At 64.1% G+C, this 17,670-nt stretch carries 18 protein-coding genes and 1 pseudogene; 9 read left to right on the top strand and 10 right to left on the bottom strand.

Annotated elements, in window-relative coordinates:
- Positions 1 to 264: 264 nt before the first annotated feature.
- Both AC629_RS38425 and AC629_RS38420 read right to left on the bottom strand, forming a co-directional pair.
- Complete coding sequence (locus tag AC629_RS38425) at positions 265 to 807, bottom strand: hypothetical protein (RefSeq protein WP_084809907.1); 543 nt, start codon at positions 805 to 807, stop codon at positions 265 to 267.
- A gap of 2 nt (positions 808 to 809) precedes the next feature.
- Positions 810 to 2,258, bottom strand: coding sequence for an LVIVD repeat-containing protein (locus AC629_RS38420; protein WP_084809906.1), 1,449 nt, complete (start codon positions 2,256 to 2,258; stop codon positions 810 to 812).
- Positions 2,259 to 2,372: 114 nt separating this feature from the next.
- On the opposite strand from AC629_RS38420, the gene AC629_RS38415 reads away from it, so the two are divergent.
- Genes AC629_RS38415 through AC629_RS38400 form a run of 4 tightly spaced genes read left to right on the top strand, consistent with a single transcriptional unit; the run spans position 2,373 to position 4,120 of the window.
- Entirely contained in the window at positions 2,373 to 2,687 is a 315-nt protein-coding gene (locus AC629_RS38415; RefSeq protein WP_084809905.1) for an ArsR/SmtB family transcription factor, read from the top strand.
- Positions 2,680 to 3,141: an SRPBCC family protein gene (locus AC629_RS38410; RefSeq protein WP_084809904.1), complete on the top strand. Its 462-nt coding sequence runs from the start codon at positions 2,680 to 2,682 to the stop codon at positions 3,139 to 3,141. Before AC629_RS38415 ends, AC629_RS38410 begins: the two co-directional genes overlap by 8 nt.
- Complete coding sequence (locus AC629_RS38405; protein ID WP_084809903.1) at positions 3,141 to 3,611, top strand: SRPBCC family protein; 471 nt, start codon at positions 3,141 to 3,143, stop codon at positions 3,609 to 3,611. The genes AC629_RS38410 and AC629_RS38405 overlap by 1 nt, the downstream gene beginning before the upstream one ends.
- Entirely contained in the window at positions 3,608 to 4,120 is a 513-nt protein-coding gene (locus AC629_RS38400; protein WP_084809902.1) for an SRPBCC family protein, read from the top strand. The genes AC629_RS38405 and AC629_RS38400 overlap by 4 nt, the downstream gene beginning before the upstream one ends.
- A gap of 163 nt (positions 4,121 to 4,283) precedes the next feature.
- Here AC629_RS38400 and AC629_RS38395 read toward each other — a convergent pair whose 3' ends face one another.
- The 5 genes from AC629_RS38395 to AC629_RS38375 form a co-directional block, all read right to left on the bottom strand.
- Positions 4,284 to 5,054 (bottom strand): DUF2189 domain-containing protein, encoded by a 771-nt coding sequence (locus AC629_RS38395; protein ID WP_084809901.1) that lies wholly within the window; start codon positions 5,052 to 5,054, stop codon positions 4,284 to 4,286.
- A 171-nt stretch (positions 5,055 to 5,225) separates the two neighbouring features.
- Complete coding sequence (locus AC629_RS38390; RefSeq protein ID WP_084809900.1) at positions 5,226 to 6,836, bottom strand: acyl-CoA synthetase; 1,611 nt, start codon at positions 6,834 to 6,836, stop codon at positions 5,226 to 5,228.
- A gap of 212 nt (positions 6,837 to 7,048) precedes the next feature.
- Positions 7,049 to 8,185: an epoxide hydrolase family protein gene (locus AC629_RS38385; protein ID WP_084809899.1), complete on the bottom strand. Its 1,137-nt coding sequence runs from the start codon at positions 8,183 to 8,185 to the stop codon at positions 7,049 to 7,051.
- Between the two features lie 107 nt (positions 8,186 to 8,292).
- Positions 8,293 to 8,748: a GatB/YqeY domain-containing protein gene (locus AC629_RS38380; RefSeq protein ID WP_084809898.1), complete on the bottom strand. Its 456-nt coding sequence runs from the start codon at positions 8,746 to 8,748 to the stop codon at positions 8,293 to 8,295.
- A 159-nt stretch (positions 8,749 to 8,907) separates the two neighbouring features.
- Positions 8,908 to 10,224, bottom strand: coding sequence for a serine hydrolase domain-containing protein (locus tag AC629_RS38375; protein WP_084809897.1), 1,317 nt, complete (start codon positions 10,222 to 10,224; stop codon positions 8,908 to 8,910).
- 101 nt (positions 10,225 to 10,325) lie between these two features.
- Here AC629_RS38375 and AC629_RS38370 point away from each other — a divergent pair, with 101 nt between their 5' ends.
- Positions 10,326 to 11,273, top strand: a complete 948-nt coding sequence (locus AC629_RS38370) for a LysR family transcriptional regulator (RefSeq protein WP_283848230.1) — start codon at positions 10,326 to 10,328, stop codon at positions 11,271 to 11,273.
- A gap of 47 nt (positions 11,274 to 11,320) precedes the next feature.
- Here AC629_RS38370 and AC629_RS38365 read toward each other — a convergent pair whose 3' ends face one another.
- Positions 11,321 to 12,022 carry an alpha/beta fold hydrolase gene (locus AC629_RS38365; RefSeq protein ID WP_084809895.1) on the bottom strand — a complete coding sequence of 234 codons (702 nt, stop codon included), beginning with the start codon at positions 12,020 to 12,022 and terminating at the stop codon, positions 11,321 to 11,323.
- Between the two features lie 146 nt (positions 12,023 to 12,168).
- Here AC629_RS38365 and carA point away from each other — a divergent pair, with 146 nt between their 5' ends.
- Together carA and AC629_RS38355 are read left to right on the top strand one after the other, a co-directional pair.
- Positions 12,169 to 13,359: a glutamine-hydrolyzing carbamoyl-phosphate synthase small subunit gene (gene carA, locus AC629_RS38360; RefSeq protein ID WP_084809894.1), complete on the top strand. Its 1,191-nt coding sequence runs from the start codon at positions 12,169 to 12,171 to the stop codon at positions 13,357 to 13,359.
- Between the two features lie 247 nt (positions 13,360 to 13,606).
- Positions 13,607 to 14,128 carry a cupin domain-containing protein gene (locus AC629_RS38355; protein ID WP_084809893.1) on the top strand — a complete coding sequence of 174 codons (522 nt, stop codon included), beginning with the start codon at positions 13,607 to 13,609 and terminating at the stop codon, positions 14,126 to 14,128.
- Between the two features lie 142 nt (positions 14,129 to 14,270).
- Here the strand turns inward: AC629_RS38355 and AC629_RS38350 are convergent, their stop codons facing one another.
- The gene (locus AC629_RS38350; RefSeq protein WP_084809892.1) at positions 14,271 to 14,795 is read right to left on the bottom strand and encodes a Dps family protein; all 525 of its coding nucleotides are present in this window, start codon (positions 14,793 to 14,795) and stop codon (positions 14,271 to 14,273) included.
- A 114-nt stretch (positions 14,796 to 14,909) separates the two neighbouring features.
- Between AC629_RS38350 and AC629_RS38345 the strand changes: the two are divergent.
- Positions 14,910 to 15,612: pseudogene (locus tag AC629_RS38345) on the top strand (class I SAM-dependent methyltransferase).
- Between the two features lie 328 nt (positions 15,613 to 15,940).
- On the opposite strand, the gene AC629_RS38340 reads toward AC629_RS38345, so the two are convergent.
- Positions 15,941 to 16,318 (bottom strand): ArsR/SmtB family transcription factor, encoded by a 378-nt coding sequence (locus AC629_RS38340; RefSeq protein ID WP_084809891.1) that lies wholly within the window; start codon positions 16,316 to 16,318, stop codon positions 15,941 to 15,943.
- Positions 16,319 to 16,431: 113 nt separating this feature from the next.
- Between AC629_RS38340 and AC629_RS38335 the strand changes: the two genes are divergently transcribed.
- Positions 16,432 to 17,601, top strand: coding sequence for an MFS transporter (locus tag AC629_RS38335; protein ID WP_084809890.1), 1,170 nt, complete (start codon positions 16,432 to 16,434; stop codon positions 17,599 to 17,601).
- The last annotated feature ends 69 nt before the right edge of the window (positions 17,602 to 17,670 follow it).

The following is a 17,670-nucleotide window of genomic DNA, read 5'->3' as shown; positions in this document are numbered from 1 at the left end:
TACCGACACCTCACTCCAGGGCATGGACGGCCTCCCAAATCGACCAATCCAGCCCATGTTGATGTGTCAGCTATGTCTCCGAACACCCGTCAGTGATCTGTTCGGGCTAAACAGGGCGGGTGATCCAGTAATCCGAGGCGTTCGTGGGATACGGAAAGGCCACAGAGTACTGGATACCCCGCCGGAGCCTGTCGTCGGGCTCGCCGAAGGCGAGACCCGGTGGCGGGGTATGACAGCGGAGGTGGTGGAAGCGTCGGACCTCCCTCACCTTCCGTCCAGCGCCGCCGTCGCCCATGTCTTCATCTCCTGGGTTTCCGGGAACGCAAGCGCCGCGCGCTGCACCGCGCTTACGTCTCCACGCCCCAGCGCCGCCGCAACGATGAGCTCGCAGCGGCGTGAGACGGCAATGCCGATCGCGGCGTGACGGGCGCCATCGGGCATGTCGAGATCATAGCGCCTCGCGCGGCCGCGCATGTCTCCGATGCCCACTTCCTCACCCAGCGCCATCGCCGAAAGGCGCGGGCTGATCAGATCGATGTCAGCAACGCGATCCACCTCATCGTCATCGGCAACGCCGCGATCGCAATTGCAGAAGCCGCGCTTGGCGCGTACGTAGAGCTCGGCGCCGGTGCAGGCGCCATCGCAACGAAATGCGCGCCCCTTCGGCCAGCCGTCGCGCGGGAACGGCCACGCGATTTCCCGCCAATGCGCGGCCTGCTCCGCTGGAGCCGGCGCCAGCTGATAGGCGCCGACACCGGACGCACCGAGCGCGATCGCCGCAAGCGCTATCGTCGCCCGGCGCCGCATCGTCAGTTCTTCGGCAGGCCGGCAACGGCGCGCGCGGGGCCGGACAGTTCGAGGATATGCAGGCCGGTATTGGCGCGATCGACGATGTAGATGTAACCGCGATCGTCCGTCTCGACATTGTTGGTCTGGATCGCGACCTTGCAGCGCGCACCGCCCTCAACCGGGATGCAGCGCTTGTCCGTCGCGCTCGTGATCGACGGAATGAAATAGCCGACCTCCTTGGGATGATAGGGATCGCGGATGTCGAGCGCGCGCACGCCGGCGTTGAAAAAGGCAATGAACGCCATCTTCTTGTAGTAGACCGGCGCCATGCTCTCGTTCGAGGAATGCGAGCCGAACCGGCCGCCGCGCTGGCAGAACTGTCCGCTCGCCTCCGGCACGGTGTAGCTCGAGATCATCATCGGCCGCGCCTCGGTGGTGACGTCGGCGAACCACACCATCTGCCGCGCCTCGGTGCATTCGTTGAGAATCGCCTCGTCCACGATCATCACGATGTCGCGGGTCTTGCCGTCCTTGTCCTCGGCGAATTCAGCGACGGGCATGTCGAGCATCGGGAACGTCGTGTGCGCGCCGTTAAACGCGGACATCGGAAGGCGCGAGATCTCTGGATAGCGCAGATTGTCCGGCGTCGGCTCCTTCGGCCCGGTCAACAGCTTTTCGCGATCGACGATCTGCAGGATGCCGCCCTTGTTGGTGCCATAGCCGAAATAGACGCGGTTGCCATTCGGCCCGGTCGAGATCGGGCCGTGCAGCTCGGTCGGCACCGCGCCGGTCGATCCAGGCTCCTGGCCGGGCAGGCCGAAGTCGCGGATTTTCTGCGGATGCGCGGGATCACTGAGATCGTAGACCTGCGTCATGCGCCGCGTGCGCCAGTCGGGCGCGCCCGAGACGAGATAGGCAATGCCGGTGTCGCACTCCCACCAGCTCTTGTGCGTGTCCTTCAGGCCACTGAGGCGCGTGACGAGCACGGGGCTGGCGGGATCGGCGACGTTCCAGATCTCATGCGCCTGGCTGCCGAAGGTGCGCAGCATGTAGACCGCATTGGGGTCGCCCATCGGCAACGACTTGCCATCGCAGACGCGCACCATCTGCGCGCCGCCGGATTCATACTTGCCCTCCTGGCCCGGCAGATGCCGCAGATATTTTGGATGCGCGGGATCAGTGACGTCGACAATCGACGTTCCGTTCGGCTCCGCCTGGCCGGTCATGGGATTGACGGGACTGGGGACGTCATCGGTGCCGCCGTGGTGGCCGATATAGGCGATCCAGCGGTCGCCCTGGTGATGGATGGTCGGCTGATAGGCGCTGCGCGCCTGGAGATCGTTGGTACCGACCAGCTTCATGTTTGAGGCTTCCGGCGGCGCGCCGATCACCTGCTGCTTCTGGGCCTGGGCAGCGGTGCTGCAAGCAAAAAGGACGAGGCAGGCAGCAAGGCGAACACGGCTGATCATCGATCCTCCCGGAACCAATCTGCGTTGGCTGAGCTTGGAGGCTAGCACAACCGCTTGCGGGCGCCAAAGACACCATCTTGACATGCAACTATTTGGTTGCCTATTATCCCTGCCATGGATGAGGTCTTCAAAGCGCTCGCCGACGCGTCACGACGGTCGCTGCTGGATAGGCTTCATGCCAGGAACGGCCAGACGTTGAACGAACTCTGCGAAGGCCTCGCGATGACGCGGCAGGCCGTGACGAAGCACCTTGTCATTCTGGAAGAGGCCAATCTGGTCACCACCATCAGGCATGGCCGCGAGAAGCTGCACTATCTCAATCCGGTGCCGATCCATCAGATCGGCGAACGCTGGATCAAGAAATTCGAGCGCGGCAAGCTCGCCGCGCTCAGCGAGTTGAAACGCCAGTTGGAGAAGCGCGATGAGTAAGCCGAGCTACGTCTACGTGACCTACATCGAGACGACACCCGAGGCGCTGTGGCAGGCCTTGACCGATTGCGATTTCACCGAGCGTTACTGGTTCGGCCATCGCATCACCTCCGACTGGAAACAGGGCGCGCCCTACAAGCTCACCAACAACGGCAATCCGAAGGTGGAGGGCGAGGTCATCACCTTCGATCCGACGCAACGGCTCGCGTATACTTGGCACAATCGCAAGCCTGAAGCTGCGGGTGAAGGTACTTCTCGCGTCACCTTCGATCTCGAACCACATGGCAAAGTCGTCAAGCTGACGGTCACGCATGACGAGCTTGGCGAGGACGGCAAGGCGCTGCGCGACATCTCCGGCGGCTGGCCGATGGTGCTGTCCAACCTCAAGAGCATGCTCGAGACCGGCCATACGATCGAAATCGTTCCCCCGAGCTGCGCGAAGGATGCGGCGTGATGGCCCGGCCCGAATTCGTCTACGTCACCTATATCGAGACCACGCCGGAAAAACTGTGGGACGCGCTGACCAAAAGCGAGTTCACGAAGCAATACTGGTTCGGCGCTGAGGTCCGGTCAGACTGGAAGGTCGGCTCCCCCTTCGCGCTCCTGCTGGACGGCGAGACCACCGATTCCGGAGAGATTTTGGAGGCAGATCCGCCGCGGCGGCTGTCCTACAGCTTCAAGCACCAGAAGTTCGAAGAACTGCGCGGCGAACCTATTTCGCGGGTGGTCTTCACCATCGAACCGTTCGGCGCACTCGTGCGTTTAACCGTGTTGCATGACGGCTTCGTCGAGGGCAGCAAATATCTCGGCGCCGTCTCCAATGGCTGGCCGGCGATCCTGTCCGGGCTCAAGAGCCTGCTGGAAAGAGGCAAGGTGCTAGCCATTCCGCGCGCAGCCCTCAACAAGGGATTCGACGCAAAATGAACCTCGATCAGTTCAAGCCACTGACAGTCTACACCATCTACATTGCTTCGACGCCGGAGAAGGTGTGGGAGGCGCTGACCTCGGCCGAATTCAGCCGCAAATACTTCTCTGGTTTTGCAGTGGAGGTCGAGCCGAAGCTCGGCGGTACCTTCAACGTGCGCGCACCCGACGGTTCGGAGCACATTTCCGGCGAGGTCTTCGAATACGATCCGCCGAGGAAGCTGACGGTGACGTGGAACGTCAACTGGCCGGATCTCGTCGAAAAGCTCGGCACCACGCTCGTCACCTACGAGATCGAGCCGGCCGGCGAAGCCGTCCGCCTCACCATGAGTGAGCGACACGACCGCCACCTCAGCGACGACATCCTCTCCGGCGGCCGCACCGGCTGGCCCGCAATCCTGTCGGGGCTGAAGAGCCTGCTGGAGACGGGCAAGGCGCCGCAGATCAAGATGTCGCCGCCGATGAAAATGCTCGAAGCATTGAAGGCGATGGCGATCAGGACGCCGTAGCACTCTGTCGTCCCGGGGCGCGCGAAGCGCGAGCCCGGGACCCATAACCACAGGATAGAGTTTGGCAAAGACTCGCGGCCACCAATCCAGCGCTACAACATCTCCCTGGGGTCACGGCCCCCCGCCCCCGTTCGTAAGTGCGCACTAGGCGGGGGCGACGACCTTACACCGGCACCACAATCCGCCGATAGAGGTGCCAGGTCGCATGCCCGAGCACGGGCAGCGTCACGATCAGCCCGAGGAAGTAAGGCAGTGCCGAGACGACCAGCAGCATCACGATCACGGCCGCCCAGCCGATCATCGGCAGCGGACTCGTCACCACCGCCCGCACGCTCGTCACCATGGCGGTGACGAAATCGACTTCGCGATCGAGCAGCAGCGGAAACGACACCACGGTCAGCGAGAACAGGATCAGCGACAGCACGGCCCCGACGACGTTGCCGATCGCAAGGAACAGCAAGCCCTCGCTGGTCGTCAGCACCACAGTCATGAATTCCTGAAGGCTCGAGAACGAGGCGTGCAGCCCGAGCAGCAGCGCGATCAGGAGCCGTACCTGGTACATCCAGATCACGAACACGAACAACGTGACGAACGCCATCCAGCCGATCTCGCTGCGCGAGCGTATCGCAGACCAGATCGCGCCGAAGGAGACCGGCTCACCGCGCTCGCGGCGGCGGCTGATCTCGTAAAGGCCGATTGCCACGAAAGGGCCGATCAGCGCGAAGCCCGCGGCCAGAGGATAGACGAGATAGACCATGCCGAAGGCGGTGAGGCACAGCATGATAACGATGCCGCCGGCGGCGTAGAGCGCGCTAAAGCACAGCCCGTAGAGCGGCAGCGCCTGGAAATCGCGCAGGCCCTCGGCCAGCGCCTCGGCTATATCGGTCGCTGCAACGGGACGCACCACCGGATCGACCTTGCCCGAGATGGGCATCAGCTTCCTCCCTTACGCGATCTTCGCCGCGATATTGTTGGGGCTGATGTTAGCGTGAGAGTGCAGGGCTTGCACGTGCGAGTGATGTGCAAAACGGTCTAAGGATACCGCGACGCGCATCGTGCAACGCATTTTCCCCCTTCTCCCATTGTAAGGAAAGAGGAACGCACCCTACCCCCTCGCCCGCAACTCCCGCCGCAGCACCTTGCCCGTTGCCGTCATCGGTAGCGTTTCGGCGAACTCGACGAAGCGGGGATATTCGTGGGCGGCGAGTTGCGCCTTGACGAACTCCTGGAGCTCGCGAGCGAGCGTGTCGCTTGCGGTAAAGCCTGGCCGCAGCACGATCCAGGCCTTGATCGACTCGGTGCGGATCGGATCGGGAATGCCGACCACCGCCGCCATCGCCACCGACGGATGCTTCATCAGCGTGTGCTCGATCTCGGACGGGCCGACGCGATAGCCGGCCGTGGTGATGACATCGTCCTCGCGGCTGACGTACCAGAAATAGCCGTCCTCATCCTGCACGCCGAGATCGCCGGTGAGCAGGAATTCGCCGGCATATTTCTTCGCCGTCGCCTCCGGATTGCGCCAATATTCGATCATCGTGCACGGGCACGGCTGGCGCACGCCGATGATGCCGCGCTGGCCGCGTGGCTGCTCCTCACCCTTGTCGTTGACGATGCGGACGTCGAAGCCGGGCGTCGCCTTGCCCATCGAGCCCGGGCGGATCGGAAACAGGTTCGAGTTGCTGCCGATCACGAGGTTGCACTCGGTCTGGCCGAACACTTCATGCGCGTCGATGCCGAAGGTCTCGCGCACCCAGCCCAGCAGCTCGCCGCCGAGCGACTCGCCGCCGGTAAAGATGCTGCGCAGCTTGACGCCGGAATGCTTCACGCCGGCCTGCCGCATCAGCTTGAGCGCGGTCGGCGGCAGGAAGACGTTGCGGACGCCGAGGTCGGCCATCATCTGCATCGCCGCCTGCGGCTCGAACTTTCGCGCACGATGGCCGACCAGGGGGATGCCGTGATACCAGAATGCGAACAGGGCGTTGACGAGGCCGCCGATCCAGGCCCAATCTGCCGGCGTCCACATGAGATCGCCGGGCCGCGGCAGGAAGTTGTGACACATCTCGACATTGGGGAGATGACCGAGCACGACGCGGTGCGCATGCAGCGCGCCCTTTGGATTGCCTGTCGTGCCTGAGGTGTAGATGATCAGCGCGGGGTCGTCGGCGGATGTATCGACGGTCGCAAAGTCCTCAGATGCAGTTTCGATCGCTGACCAGAACGGCTTTGCGCCGGCGTGGACGGCGCCGCTCGTGACATAGATGTCCTGCAAATAGGGCAACCGATCGCGGATCTTCGTCAGCTTCTCCCAGCCGGCCTCGTCGGTGATGATGGCCCTGGCTTGCGAATTCGACAGGCGGAATTCCAGCGCGTCCTCACCGAACAGCGCAAACAGCGGGATCGAGATCAGCCCGGCGCGGAACGCCGCCATATGCGCGATCGGCAGTTCCAGCGATTGCGACAGGAACACCGCGACGCGATCGCCGCGCGAGAGCCCGTCCTCCTTCAGCACGTTGGCGAAGCGGCGCGACATGTCCGCGACCTCGTCGAAGGAGGTGCGCGTGGTCGTCCCGTTCTCGTCGACATAGACCAGCGCGAGGCGGCCGGTGCCGTCGGCATGGCGGTCGCAGCACGCCTCCGCGAGGTTGAAGCGCGCCGGAACATCCCAGCGGAAGTTGCGGTAGAGTTCGTCGTAGGTCTTGGCTTCGGTGAGCATGGCGTTGGGTCGTCTTCCCGGTGTCTTGTTGTTATTGCCCAGTCTAGAGCCGCGATTGCGCGGGACAAGCCCCGCGGCGTCATTCCAGGGCGACGCGTAAGCGTCGAGCTATGATGCGCAATTGCGCATCTGGGAATCCATGATGCGACGTTTCCTGCGGCCCGATGGATTCCGGGCACGCCCTGCGGGCGCCCCGGAATGACAGCGGAGGCCTACCGCAACGTCGCAAAGAACTTCCTGACCTCGCCGACGAACAGCTCCGGCTGCTCGAAGGCGGCGAAGTGGCCCCCCTTATCCATCTCGCTCCAATGCGTGATGTTCTGGAAGTTCGGCTCCATCCAGTGCCGCACCGGCGTGATGATCTCCTTCGGGAACACGGCAACGCCTGTCGGCACGCCAACCCTGGGCGTCGTCCGGCGCTTGCCAAAACTTTCCCAATAGAGCCGCGCGGACGAAGTCGCCGTCTCCGTCACCCAGTAGAGCATGACGTTGTCGAGCAGCTCGTCCTTCTCGAAGATGTTCTCGGGATGGCCGTTGCAATCGGTCCAGGCCCAGAACTTTTCCAGGATCCAGGCCGCCTGCCCGCTCGGTGAATCCGTCAGGCCATAGCCGAGCGTTTGCGGCCGCGTTGATTGCTGCCTCGAGTAACCGGAGTCGAGATCAACGTAATGCTTGAGCCCGGCGAGCGCACGCTTCTCCTCAGGCGTCGGCTCGCCTTCGACCTGCGGGCGCGTGTTGAAGGCAAGCGTGATGTGGATACCGGCGCAGTGCTCGGGGTCTTGCGCGCCAAGCGAGGTCGTGACCGCCGATCCCCAGTCGCCGCCCTGCGCGCCGTAGCTGATATAGCCGAGCCGATCCATCAGCTTCGCCCAGGTCGCGGCGATGCGGTCGACGCCCCAGCCGGTCGTCCTGGGCTTGGCAGAGAAGCCAAAGCCCGGCAGGGACGGACAGACAACGTGGAACGCATCGGCGGGATTGCCGCCATGTGCAGCGGGATCGACCAGCGGCGCGATCACCTTCTGGAATTCCACGATCGAGCCGGGCCAGCCATGGGTGATGATCAGCGGCAGCGCTGAAGGCTCTTTCGAGCGCACATGCAGAAAATGGATGTCGAGACCTTCGATCTCGGTCACGAACTGCGCAAAGCGGTTGAGCCGGGCCTCGCGCGCACGCCAGTCATAGGTTTCGGCCCAATAGCGGCAGATTTCCTTGATCCATTCGAGCGGAGCGCCCTGGCTCCAGTCGTCCACCAGCTCCGCTTCCGGCCAGCGGGTTCGATTGAGCCGCGATTTGAGATCGACGAGGACGTCGTCGCTGACTTCGATGCGAAAGGGCTTGATGCTGGTCATCGGTGGCTCCCCCGTTCTTCGTCATTCCGGGGCGATGCGAAGCATCGAACCCGGAATCTCGAGATTCCGGATTCGCGCTTGCGCGCGCCCCGGAATGACAACCGCGCTTAGCCCGTCAGCGCCGCCTTCACCAGACCGCTGGCTTTGCCGAAATCCATCTGCCCGGCGTATTTTGCCTTCAGCGCGGCGATCACCTTGCCCATGTCCTTCATGCCGGCCGCGCCCGTCTCAGAGATCACATCTGCGATCGCCTTCTTCACCTCGTCGTCCGACATCTGCTTCGGCAGATAGGCCGAGATCACCGCGATCTCCTCGCGCTCCTGGGCTGCGAGCTCGGCACGGCCGCCCTTGTCATAGAGCTCGACCGCTTCCTGGCGCTGCTTGATCATCTTCTGGAGCACGGCGAGCAGATCGGCGTCCGACAGCGGCGGCTTGCCATTGCCGCGCGCTTCGATGTCCGCGTTCTTGATGGTCGAGTTGACCATGCGCAGCGTGGTGAGCTTGCGCTCGTCCTTGGCCTTCATGGCCTCCTTGACCGCATTGTTGATGTCGTCGCGCATCATCCTGATGTCCTCTCGTCTGACAGGATGCTCAATTAAGCGCTTCGCGCCGCGAGAACAACAGTTAAGCCCGGTTCTGGCCATCCCAGAACCGAGCCGGGCCGGGTCAACCTCGCCCAAGTATTCGCGCCGGCGGGCGGTCCGCCGGCGCGCCGAACGGCGTCACTGCATCAGATGCTTGGCCAGCGCGTGAAACGCCGGCAGCGTCGTCGGATCATTGTGGGCGTTGGCCGCCATCGGGTGCGAGCCGAAGCGCGCGATGACCATCTCGGCCTTGGGGTCGATGTAGATCGACTGGCCGTTGACGCCGCGCGCCATGAACGCGCCGTGCTCGTTGTGGGTGACCCACCACATGTCGCGGTAGCTCCAACCCGGAAGCGTCTTGTAGCCGGCCTTCTCGAAATCGGACTTTTTGCCGCCATTGCGGATCTCGTCGACGACGGCTTTCGGTACGATCTGCTGCCCGTTGTAGGTCCCGTCAAGCCGCATCATCTCGCCGAAACGCGCCAGGTCCCGGACGGCCGCATTCAGCCCGCCGCCGGCAAATTCCGTTCCCTCGCTGTCGATCAGCAAATAGGCATCCTGCTCCATTCCGAGCTTCTGCCAGATCCGTTCGGACAGCAGCTCGCCGACAGTCTTTCCGGACGACCGCCGGATCAGCCAGCCGAGAACGTCGCTGTTGACGGTCTTGTAGGCAAACGCCTCGCCGTGCTGACCTTCCTTCTGCAACGTCTTGAGGAAGCCGTAGAAGCTGGTCGGCCCGGCATACCCAGGCGGGCGCGGCACGAGGCCGCCGGCCCTCACATGATCAAAGATCTCCGCCTTGGGGTCGGCATAATTCTCGGAATATTTGACGCCGACCGTCATATCCAGGACCTGCCGCACCGTGGCATCGCCGTAGGCCGTGTCCTTGAGCTCCGGAATATATTTCGAAACCGGGGCCTTTTCGTCGAGCTTGCCTTCGGCGACCAGGACGGCGCCGAGCGTGCCGAAGAAGGACTTCGTCACCGACATCGCGATGTGCGTGGCGTGCGGATTCATCACGCCGAAATAGCGCTCGTACACGATCTTGCCCTTGTGCAGGACAACGATCGCGTCGGTGTAGTTGGCAGCGAGCGATTCCACCCACGTCATGGTCCCGGATCGTCCGAGCGGCTGGAAACTGACGGCGTCGATGTCGCTCCGCTCGGCGCGCGGCAGCGGCGACGCGGCGCTATCGCCCCGCCAGACGTTGCTCGTCGGCAGGAAGCGTTGGAAGTTCGCAAACGACCAGCGCGTCTGCGGAAAGGCGAAGTGCGAGCCGTTAGAGAACTGGATCAGCTTGTCCGCGGGCGGCGGGGCCCCCACCATCCAGCCCATCTTCACGGGGTCAGAGTCCGCGGCACTCATCGGCGCCGGTTGCTGCGCCAGCGCGACCTCCGCGCCGAGCCCTATTGTTGCAACCGTCACTGCACAGACCATTGCCGAACGACCGGCCATCGAAGCGTCCTCCCTTGATTGATTGGCTTCAACCGCGGTAGCGCTCCGGTTCGATATATGTCAAATTCATAAAATTACTGATCTTATGAGTAGTTTTCATCGTGCCGACGCTCCGACAGATACAGATGGTTCGCGCCTTGGCCGAACACCGCCATTTCACGCGCGCGGCGAACGTCCTGGGCGTCACGCAATCCGCCCTTACGAAAAGCGTGCAGGCGCTTGAGGACGAACTTGGGGTGCGCCTGTTCGAAAGGGGAGCCGGCACGCTGGAGCCAACCATGTTCGGCGCGATCGTGCTGGCTCAAGGCCGGGCGGTGCTGCGGGACATGTCGGAGCTTGTCAGGGAGGTCGATCTTGCGAAGGGCCTCGAGACCGGCGGGATCACGGTCAGCGCCAGCGTGTTTCCGGCAGAGCTGTGGGCGCCGCAGGCGCTGGGGCGTCTGGCGGGAGCTCACCCCCGGCTCAAATACATGCTTCGGACCGTCGACAGCAGGCAGGCGGTGGACGACGTCTTGGAGGGAATTTCGGACATCGCCATCGCCGACGCGACCGAGGCCGAGGGACGGGAAAACCTCGACAGCGAGATTCTGGCAACAACGCCTTTGGCGTTGTTCTGCCGAAGCGCGCACCCGCTGGCGCGGCGCAGGGACATCCGGCCGGAAGACTTTCTCGACTATCCGTTCGCCGGCCCGCCGCTCTCCAGGGCGCTTGCCCGTCGCAACCTCGGAAGGCTCGGCAAGATCGCGCTGAGCGTCTCGCCGGACGAGCAGCTCATGCCACGCATCTCGGTCGGAAGCTTCTCGGCAATGGTGCAGGCAGTTCTTCACAGCGATGCGATCGGCTGGGCGCCGGACTCGTTGCTTGCCGGCTATGTCAAAGGCCGGGTGCTCGCACTGCTCAGGGCCCGGGAGCTGACGATCAGCGCCACTTTCGCGCTGTATGCGCGACGACATCGCACGCTGTCGCCCGCGACTGTCGAATTCATCAAGCTCGTGCGGGCCATGCAGCCGTCGGACGCTCGTCCCGCGGCATCAAGGCTGTCAACCTGACGCGGCTGTCGCGCGCGCCGGCGATATCCGCTGTGTTTCAAAATACCTCAGTTCCGCAGCCATGCGACCAATGCATCCGCGCAGGCCTGCGGCTGCTCCGGCTGCGGCAGATGTCCGCAATTGGCGAGAACGACGAGCTTCGCGCCGGCAATGCCGTCCGCCATCTCCTTCGAGAATGCGTTCGGGATCGTGTTGTCCTGATCCCCCGTCGGCACCAGCGTCGGGCATTTGATCGTCGCAAGCGTCGGCCGTGAATCCATCCGCGCGATGATCGCGGTCTGCTGCCGCAGATAGCCTTCGACGCCGACGTCCTCGCCCTGCTCATGCACAAGCCGGCGAATGCCGGCGTCGTCGCGGCGCGAGGGATGCACCAGTTCGGGAAACATCTCCTCGCGTGCCTCGCGCAGCTCGCCCCGCCTCGCGCGCTCCATCAGACCACGGCGGCGTGCCGTCGCCTCCGGCGTGTCGGGCCGCGCCTGGGTGTTGATGAGCGCGAGCCTTATCACGCGGTCGGGCGCCTGGCGCATGATCTCGAGCGCGATGTAGCCGCCCATGGAATGGCCGGCGAGCGCGAAGCGCGGCGGCGCCTCGCTCAGCAGACGACGGGCGATCGCTGTCATGCTGTCGTCGCGAATATGGTTGGCGACCATCACCGGACCGAACCGCCAGAGCGCCGGGATCACCGGCGCATAGATCCGGGCCGAGGAGGCCAGCCCCGGAACCAGGACGATCGGGGTGGTCTGGTCCATTATTGCCTCGCAAGCCCAGGAAATTGCCGGAAATTATTCTGGCAAGCTTAGGTGCCTGAGGGGGCCTGTCAAATATGCAAAAACGCATGTGAATCGGCGCATCTCCGCTTTGACGGGCGCACCTGGGGCGACTATGAAACGGGCTCATGACACAACATGACAACGATCCCGCCTGGCCGGACCACAAACCGACCGCGCTCCTCGTGCTTGCCGATGGCACGGTGCTCGAAGGCTTTGGTCTCGGCGCCGAAGGCCACGCCGTCGGTGAAGTCTGCTTCAACACCGCGATGACCGGCTATGAGGAGATCTTGACCGATCCCTCGTATGCCGGCCAGCTCATCACCTTCACCTTCCCGCATATCGGCAACGTCGGTACTAACGAGGAAGACATCGAGACGGTGAACATGGCCGCGACGCCCGGCGCGCGCGGCGTGATCCTGCGCACCGCGATCACCGATCCCTCGAACTACCGCGCCACCAAGCACCTCGACCAGTGGCTGAAGGCGCGCGGCATCATCGGACTCTCCGGCATCGATACCCGCGCGCTGACCGCGCTGATCCGCAGCAAGGGCATGCCCAACGCCGTGATCGCGCACGCCAAGAGCGGCGAGTTCGACCTGCACGGCCTGAAGGAAGAGGCGCGCGAATGGCCGGGCCTCGAGGGCATGGACCTTGTGCCGATGGTCACCTCCGGCCAGCGCTTCACCTGGGATGAGACGCCCTGGGTGTGGGACAAGGGTTTTGGGCGGCAGAACGAGCCGGAGTTCAACGTCGTCGCCATCGACTACGGCATCAAGCGCAACATCCTGCGCCTGCTCGCCGGCGTCGGCTGCAAGGTGACGGTGGTGCCGGCGACGACCTCGTCGGAAGACATTTTGGCGATGAAGCCGGACGGCGTGTTCCTGTCGAACGGACCGGGCGATCCGGCGGCGACCGGCAAATATGCCGTGCCTGTCATTCAGGACGTGATCAAGTCGGGCACTCCGACCTTCGGCATCTGCCTCGGTCACCAGATGCTCGGTCTCGCCGTCGGCGCCAAGACCAAGAAGATGCATCAGGGCCACCACGGCGCCAATCATCCCGTGAAGGACGAGACCACCGGCAAGGTCGAGATCACCTCGATGAACCACGGCTTTGCGGTGGACGAGACGACGCTGCCGAAGGGCGCGACGCAGACGCACATCTCGCTGTTCGACGGCTCCAATTGCGGCATCCAGCTCGACGGCAAGCCGGTGTTCTCGGTGCAGTACCACCCCGAGGCCTCACCGGGCCCGCGCGACTCGCACTATCTGTTCCAGCGTTTTGCCGATCTGATGCGGCAGAACAAGAGCGCCTAAGGCGCGCTGCGGCTCTCGTGCCCCGGGCGCAGTGCCATAGCGCGTCGAAGACGCGCGTGAACGCGCTTTAGGCGCCGCTCTTCGCGGCGTGATGCGCTGCTGAACCGGGGCCCATGGCGGCATTTCTGGGTCCCGGCTCTGCGACGCATCGCTTCGCGCTGCATCGCGTCCGGGACACGAGACCTGTAGAGGAACGTCGCCTCACGCTCCTTGTTGATCCCTGCTAGTCTCGCGCGGGAGCGATGCCATGACCGTCGTCCGCGACAATGCCGAGCCGCTCGCGATCGTGTTCGAGGACGACGGGCTCGTGCCGAACAGCGTCCTTCCTTTCCTCGTCTACCAGGGCGCGGTGAAGCTCGACCCGAAGCAGCCGGAAGAGACCATCGAGAACCTGTTCGAAGAGAACAGTTGGGGCGGCACGTGGCGCAACGGCGTCTACGACTATCTGCACTACCACGCGACCGTGCATGAGGTGCTAGGCGTCGCACGCGGAAGCGCGCGCGTCCGCTTCGGCGGCGACCATGGCCGCGAGCTGGAGATCAAGGCAGGCGACGTCGCGATCCTGCCGGCAGGGACCGGACATCAATGCGTCAAGGCCAGCGGCGATTTCTGCGTGATCGGCGCCTATCCGCCGGGGTCGAAAATGGAGATCACGCGGGCAACGCTCGAGAACCATGCCAAGGCGCTGAAGACGATTCCGAAGGTCGCACTGCCGCCGGCCGATCCGGTCACGGGCAAGGACGGAGCAATGATGCGGCTGTGGCGATAGCCACAAACACAGAGCCGTAGGGTGGGTTAGCCCTGCGGCTGCGCGAAGCGCAGTCGCTCGGTGTAACCCACCTCTTCCGTTTCCGCGTGCACCAACGCGGTGGGTTACGCCTTCGGCTAACCCACCTTACGGCAATCCGCCCCTACGCCTCGTTGCCGCCTTCCTGGCGGGTGGCTTCGAACAGGAACCAGGTGCGACGCTCGGTCTCGTCGATGAAGACCTCGAGGATGCTTGCGCTGGCGACATCGCCGGCCTCGTCGCAGACCTCATGCGCTTTACGCATCGCGCTAGCGACGTGCTTGTTGTCCTGCATCAGTTCGCGCAGCATCTGGCGCGGCGGGACGTAGTCCTCGTCGTTGTCCTTGATGGTCTGGAGCTTGGCGACCTGGCCGATCGACTTTAGCGTGGCGCCGCCGATCTTGCGGACTCGCTCGGCGAGCTGGTCGGTGGTGGCGAAGATCTGGTCCGACTGCTCGTCGAGCAGCAGATGGTAGTCGCGGAAATGCCGGCCGCTGATGTGCCAGTGGAAATTCTTGGTCTTGAGATAGAGCGCGAACGCGTCTGCCAGAAGCACGTTGAGCGCCTCGGAAACCTTGTTGACCGCCTGGGACGACAGATCGGTGGGGGTGTCGAGATCGGGCGAGACCTTGTGGGGGGCTTTGCTCACGGGAAACCTTCCTGTTAGGACGCGGACATTGACGGCGCGCCGTCGCACCCCTAACGCAAGGCGGGCAGCGCCGGTTCCTGCCCAGGAACTGTTTGGCCGAGGCCCTCGGATACCATGGACGATTGGATCGATTATTACGACTCCACGCATACGATCTATGTGAGCAAGCTGCATCGCGATTTGCACTTCCAGATCATCGCGCGGGACATCATCGGCTACATCCCCTCGCCCGAGGCGACGGTGCTGGACTATGCCTGCGGCGAGGCGCTGTCGGCGAGCCAAGTGGCGGCCGCCTGCGGCAAGCTGATCCTCGCCGAGCCCGCCCCCCGGTGTCCGCGGCCGGCTGGTAGCGCGCTTCGCCCCGAACACGAAGATCCGCGTCCACTCGCTCGATGACGTCCGTAAGATGGAGGACCAGTCCATCGACCTCGTCGTGATGAACTCGGTCGCGCAATACATGACGCCGGAGGAGCTCGACGGTGCGCTCCTCAACATCCGGCGATTGCTGACCCCGTCCGGCAAGCTGGTGCTCGGCGACATCCTCCAACCCGAGGTCGGCATGGGCCGGGACGTGATGGCGCTGCTCAGCTTCGGCCTGCGCCACGGCTTCCTGAAGGACGCGCTGATCGGGCTGATCAGCACCGCGCTGTCAGATTACCGTCAACTGCGCTCGCGCATCGGACTGCAGCGCTACAGCGAGGACGAGATCACCGCCAAGCTCACTGCGGCCGGGTTCGCGGTTCAGCGCGCCCAAACCAATGTCGGCCACAATCGCTGGCGCATGACCTTCATCGCGCGGCCGCCCGTCGTCCGTTAAGCATAACGAGCGCCTCAGGTGGCTTGTCGCACCCCGATCGGTCATGATCGCCACGGCCCGGTGGCGGAAGCGTCTACGCGAGGGCGGTGCATCGCTCTTCATCCTGGTTCAAATCCAGGCCGGGTCTCCACGCTTCGCCCCTGCGGGGCTACGCGTGGCGCAGCCACGCTAGACCAGCAGGCGCGAAGCGTGAACGGACTGCCCGCCCAAAACCAAAATCTCGAAAACAACCCCATGCACAGTAGCGGATGATTTCCGGCGGATGCCTCGCTGCATCTCGCGAAGGCATTGACGCGCCGCGCAAATCAGGCGCTTGCGCGCGATCGTCTCAGCTTCTCTCCCCACCGACCGTTTCGCACTCGAACAGCAGTTGAAGCCGGCCGGCATCCCTGGCTGCGGAGTTGATCACGGCATCGAGCAGGCCGGGGAAGCGCGCGTCCATATCCTCGCGGCGCAGCCGCATGAACCGGTTGGTTCCGGCCACGCGCGTCTGCATCAAGCCGCATTCGCGCAGCTTGGCGAAGTGATAGGCGAGGTTGGATTTGCCGGCGAGGGCGCTGAAGTCGCCGCAGCACAATTCACTGCTGACACGTTCCTGCTGGGCGAGCTGGTAGACGATGGCGAGCCGGATCGGATCGCTCAGGCAATCCAGAACCGTCGGCAGCTCGATCTGCTCACGGGTGGGATGATGAGGCGTGCGGCTCATGGTCCGGCAATCATAACGAGGCGGCGCTGATGTTCAATAGTTCTTGAACCAATTGACTCCCCGCCCTTCGCCATCGATTGTTCAATAGACGTTGAACATAGGAATGTTGTCCAATGAGCGTGTTCTGGCTGGCCCTGGCCGCCTTCGCGATCGGCACGGAAGGCTTTGTCATTGCGGGGCTTTTGCTGGCGATCGCCACCGATCTCTCGATTTCCATCTCGGCAGCCGGCCAACTGGTCACTGCCTATGCCCTCACCTATGCCGTGGGTTCGCCGATCCTGGCGGTGACGCTGAACAACATCGACCGCCGCACCGTGCTGGCCGTGGCGTTGTCGACCTTCGTCGCCGGAAATCTCGCCGCGGTGGTTGCCTCCGGCTACGCCCTGCTGCTGGCCTCGCGGATGCTGATGGCGCTCGGGTCCGGGCTTTGCGTGCCGACGGCGCTGGCGGTGTCCGTGGCGGTCGCTTCGCCCGAACGTCGCGGCCGCGCTGTGGCGCTGGTCACCTCGGGCATCACGGTTGCGACCGTGATCGGGGTCCCCCTCGGCAATCTCGTCGGCAGCCTGTTCGGCTGGCGCGCGACCTTCGCGATGGTTGCCCTGATCGGCGCCGTTGCGCTCGCCGGCCTTCTGCTTGGCCTGCCCCGCGGCCTGCCGCGAAACACGGCCTCGCTCAGCGAACGGCTGGCGGTGGCGCGTCACAGCAATGTCCTGGTCGCACTGCTGATCACGATCTTGTGGGCGCTCGGAGGCTTCACCGTGTTCACCTATTTCGCGGTCCCGCTGCGTGGCCTCGGATTCGACGCTTCGCAGATCAGCCTCGCGCTGCTGGTGTTTGGCGGCGCGGCCGCGATCGGGAACATGCTCGGCGGCATTTTGGCGGACCGGCTCGGCACGCTCGCAACCGCCGCGCTCGGGCTTGCCGGCATGGCGAGTGCGCTGATCCTGCATTCGCTGATCCTGAAGCTGATGCCCGGCGAGGCGCATTACGCGGTGCTGGGCGCGATCTTCCTCTGGGGCATCTCCGGCTGGGCGTTCTACCCGGCGCAACTCGCCAGCATCATCCGGATCGAGCCGCAGGCCTCTATGATCGCGCTCTCGCTCAACGCCTCCGCGATGTATCTCGGCTTCGCCATCGGCGGGGCGCTGGGCGGTGCGGTGCTGGCCACCCTCTCGCCAAACGATCTCGGCTGGATCGGCGGATCGAGCGTTGCGGCCTCGCTTCTGGTGCATCTCGCCCGTGGCTGGCAGGCGCGGCCAAAACCCGTCAAAATTGCCGGTTGATGGGCATTTTTCGGGGTTTCGCCGCTCCGGAATCTGGTCTAAGACCCACCCGCGCGCGAGGGAAGACCC

This window comes from Bradyrhizobium sp. NAS80.1 (assembly GCF_001908205.1).
In the GTDB taxonomy this organism is placed as follows: domain Bacteria; phylum Pseudomonadota; class Alphaproteobacteria; order Rhizobiales; family Xanthobacteraceae; genus Bradyrhizobium.
This window is presented reverse-complemented; position numbering and strand designations above follow the sequence as displayed.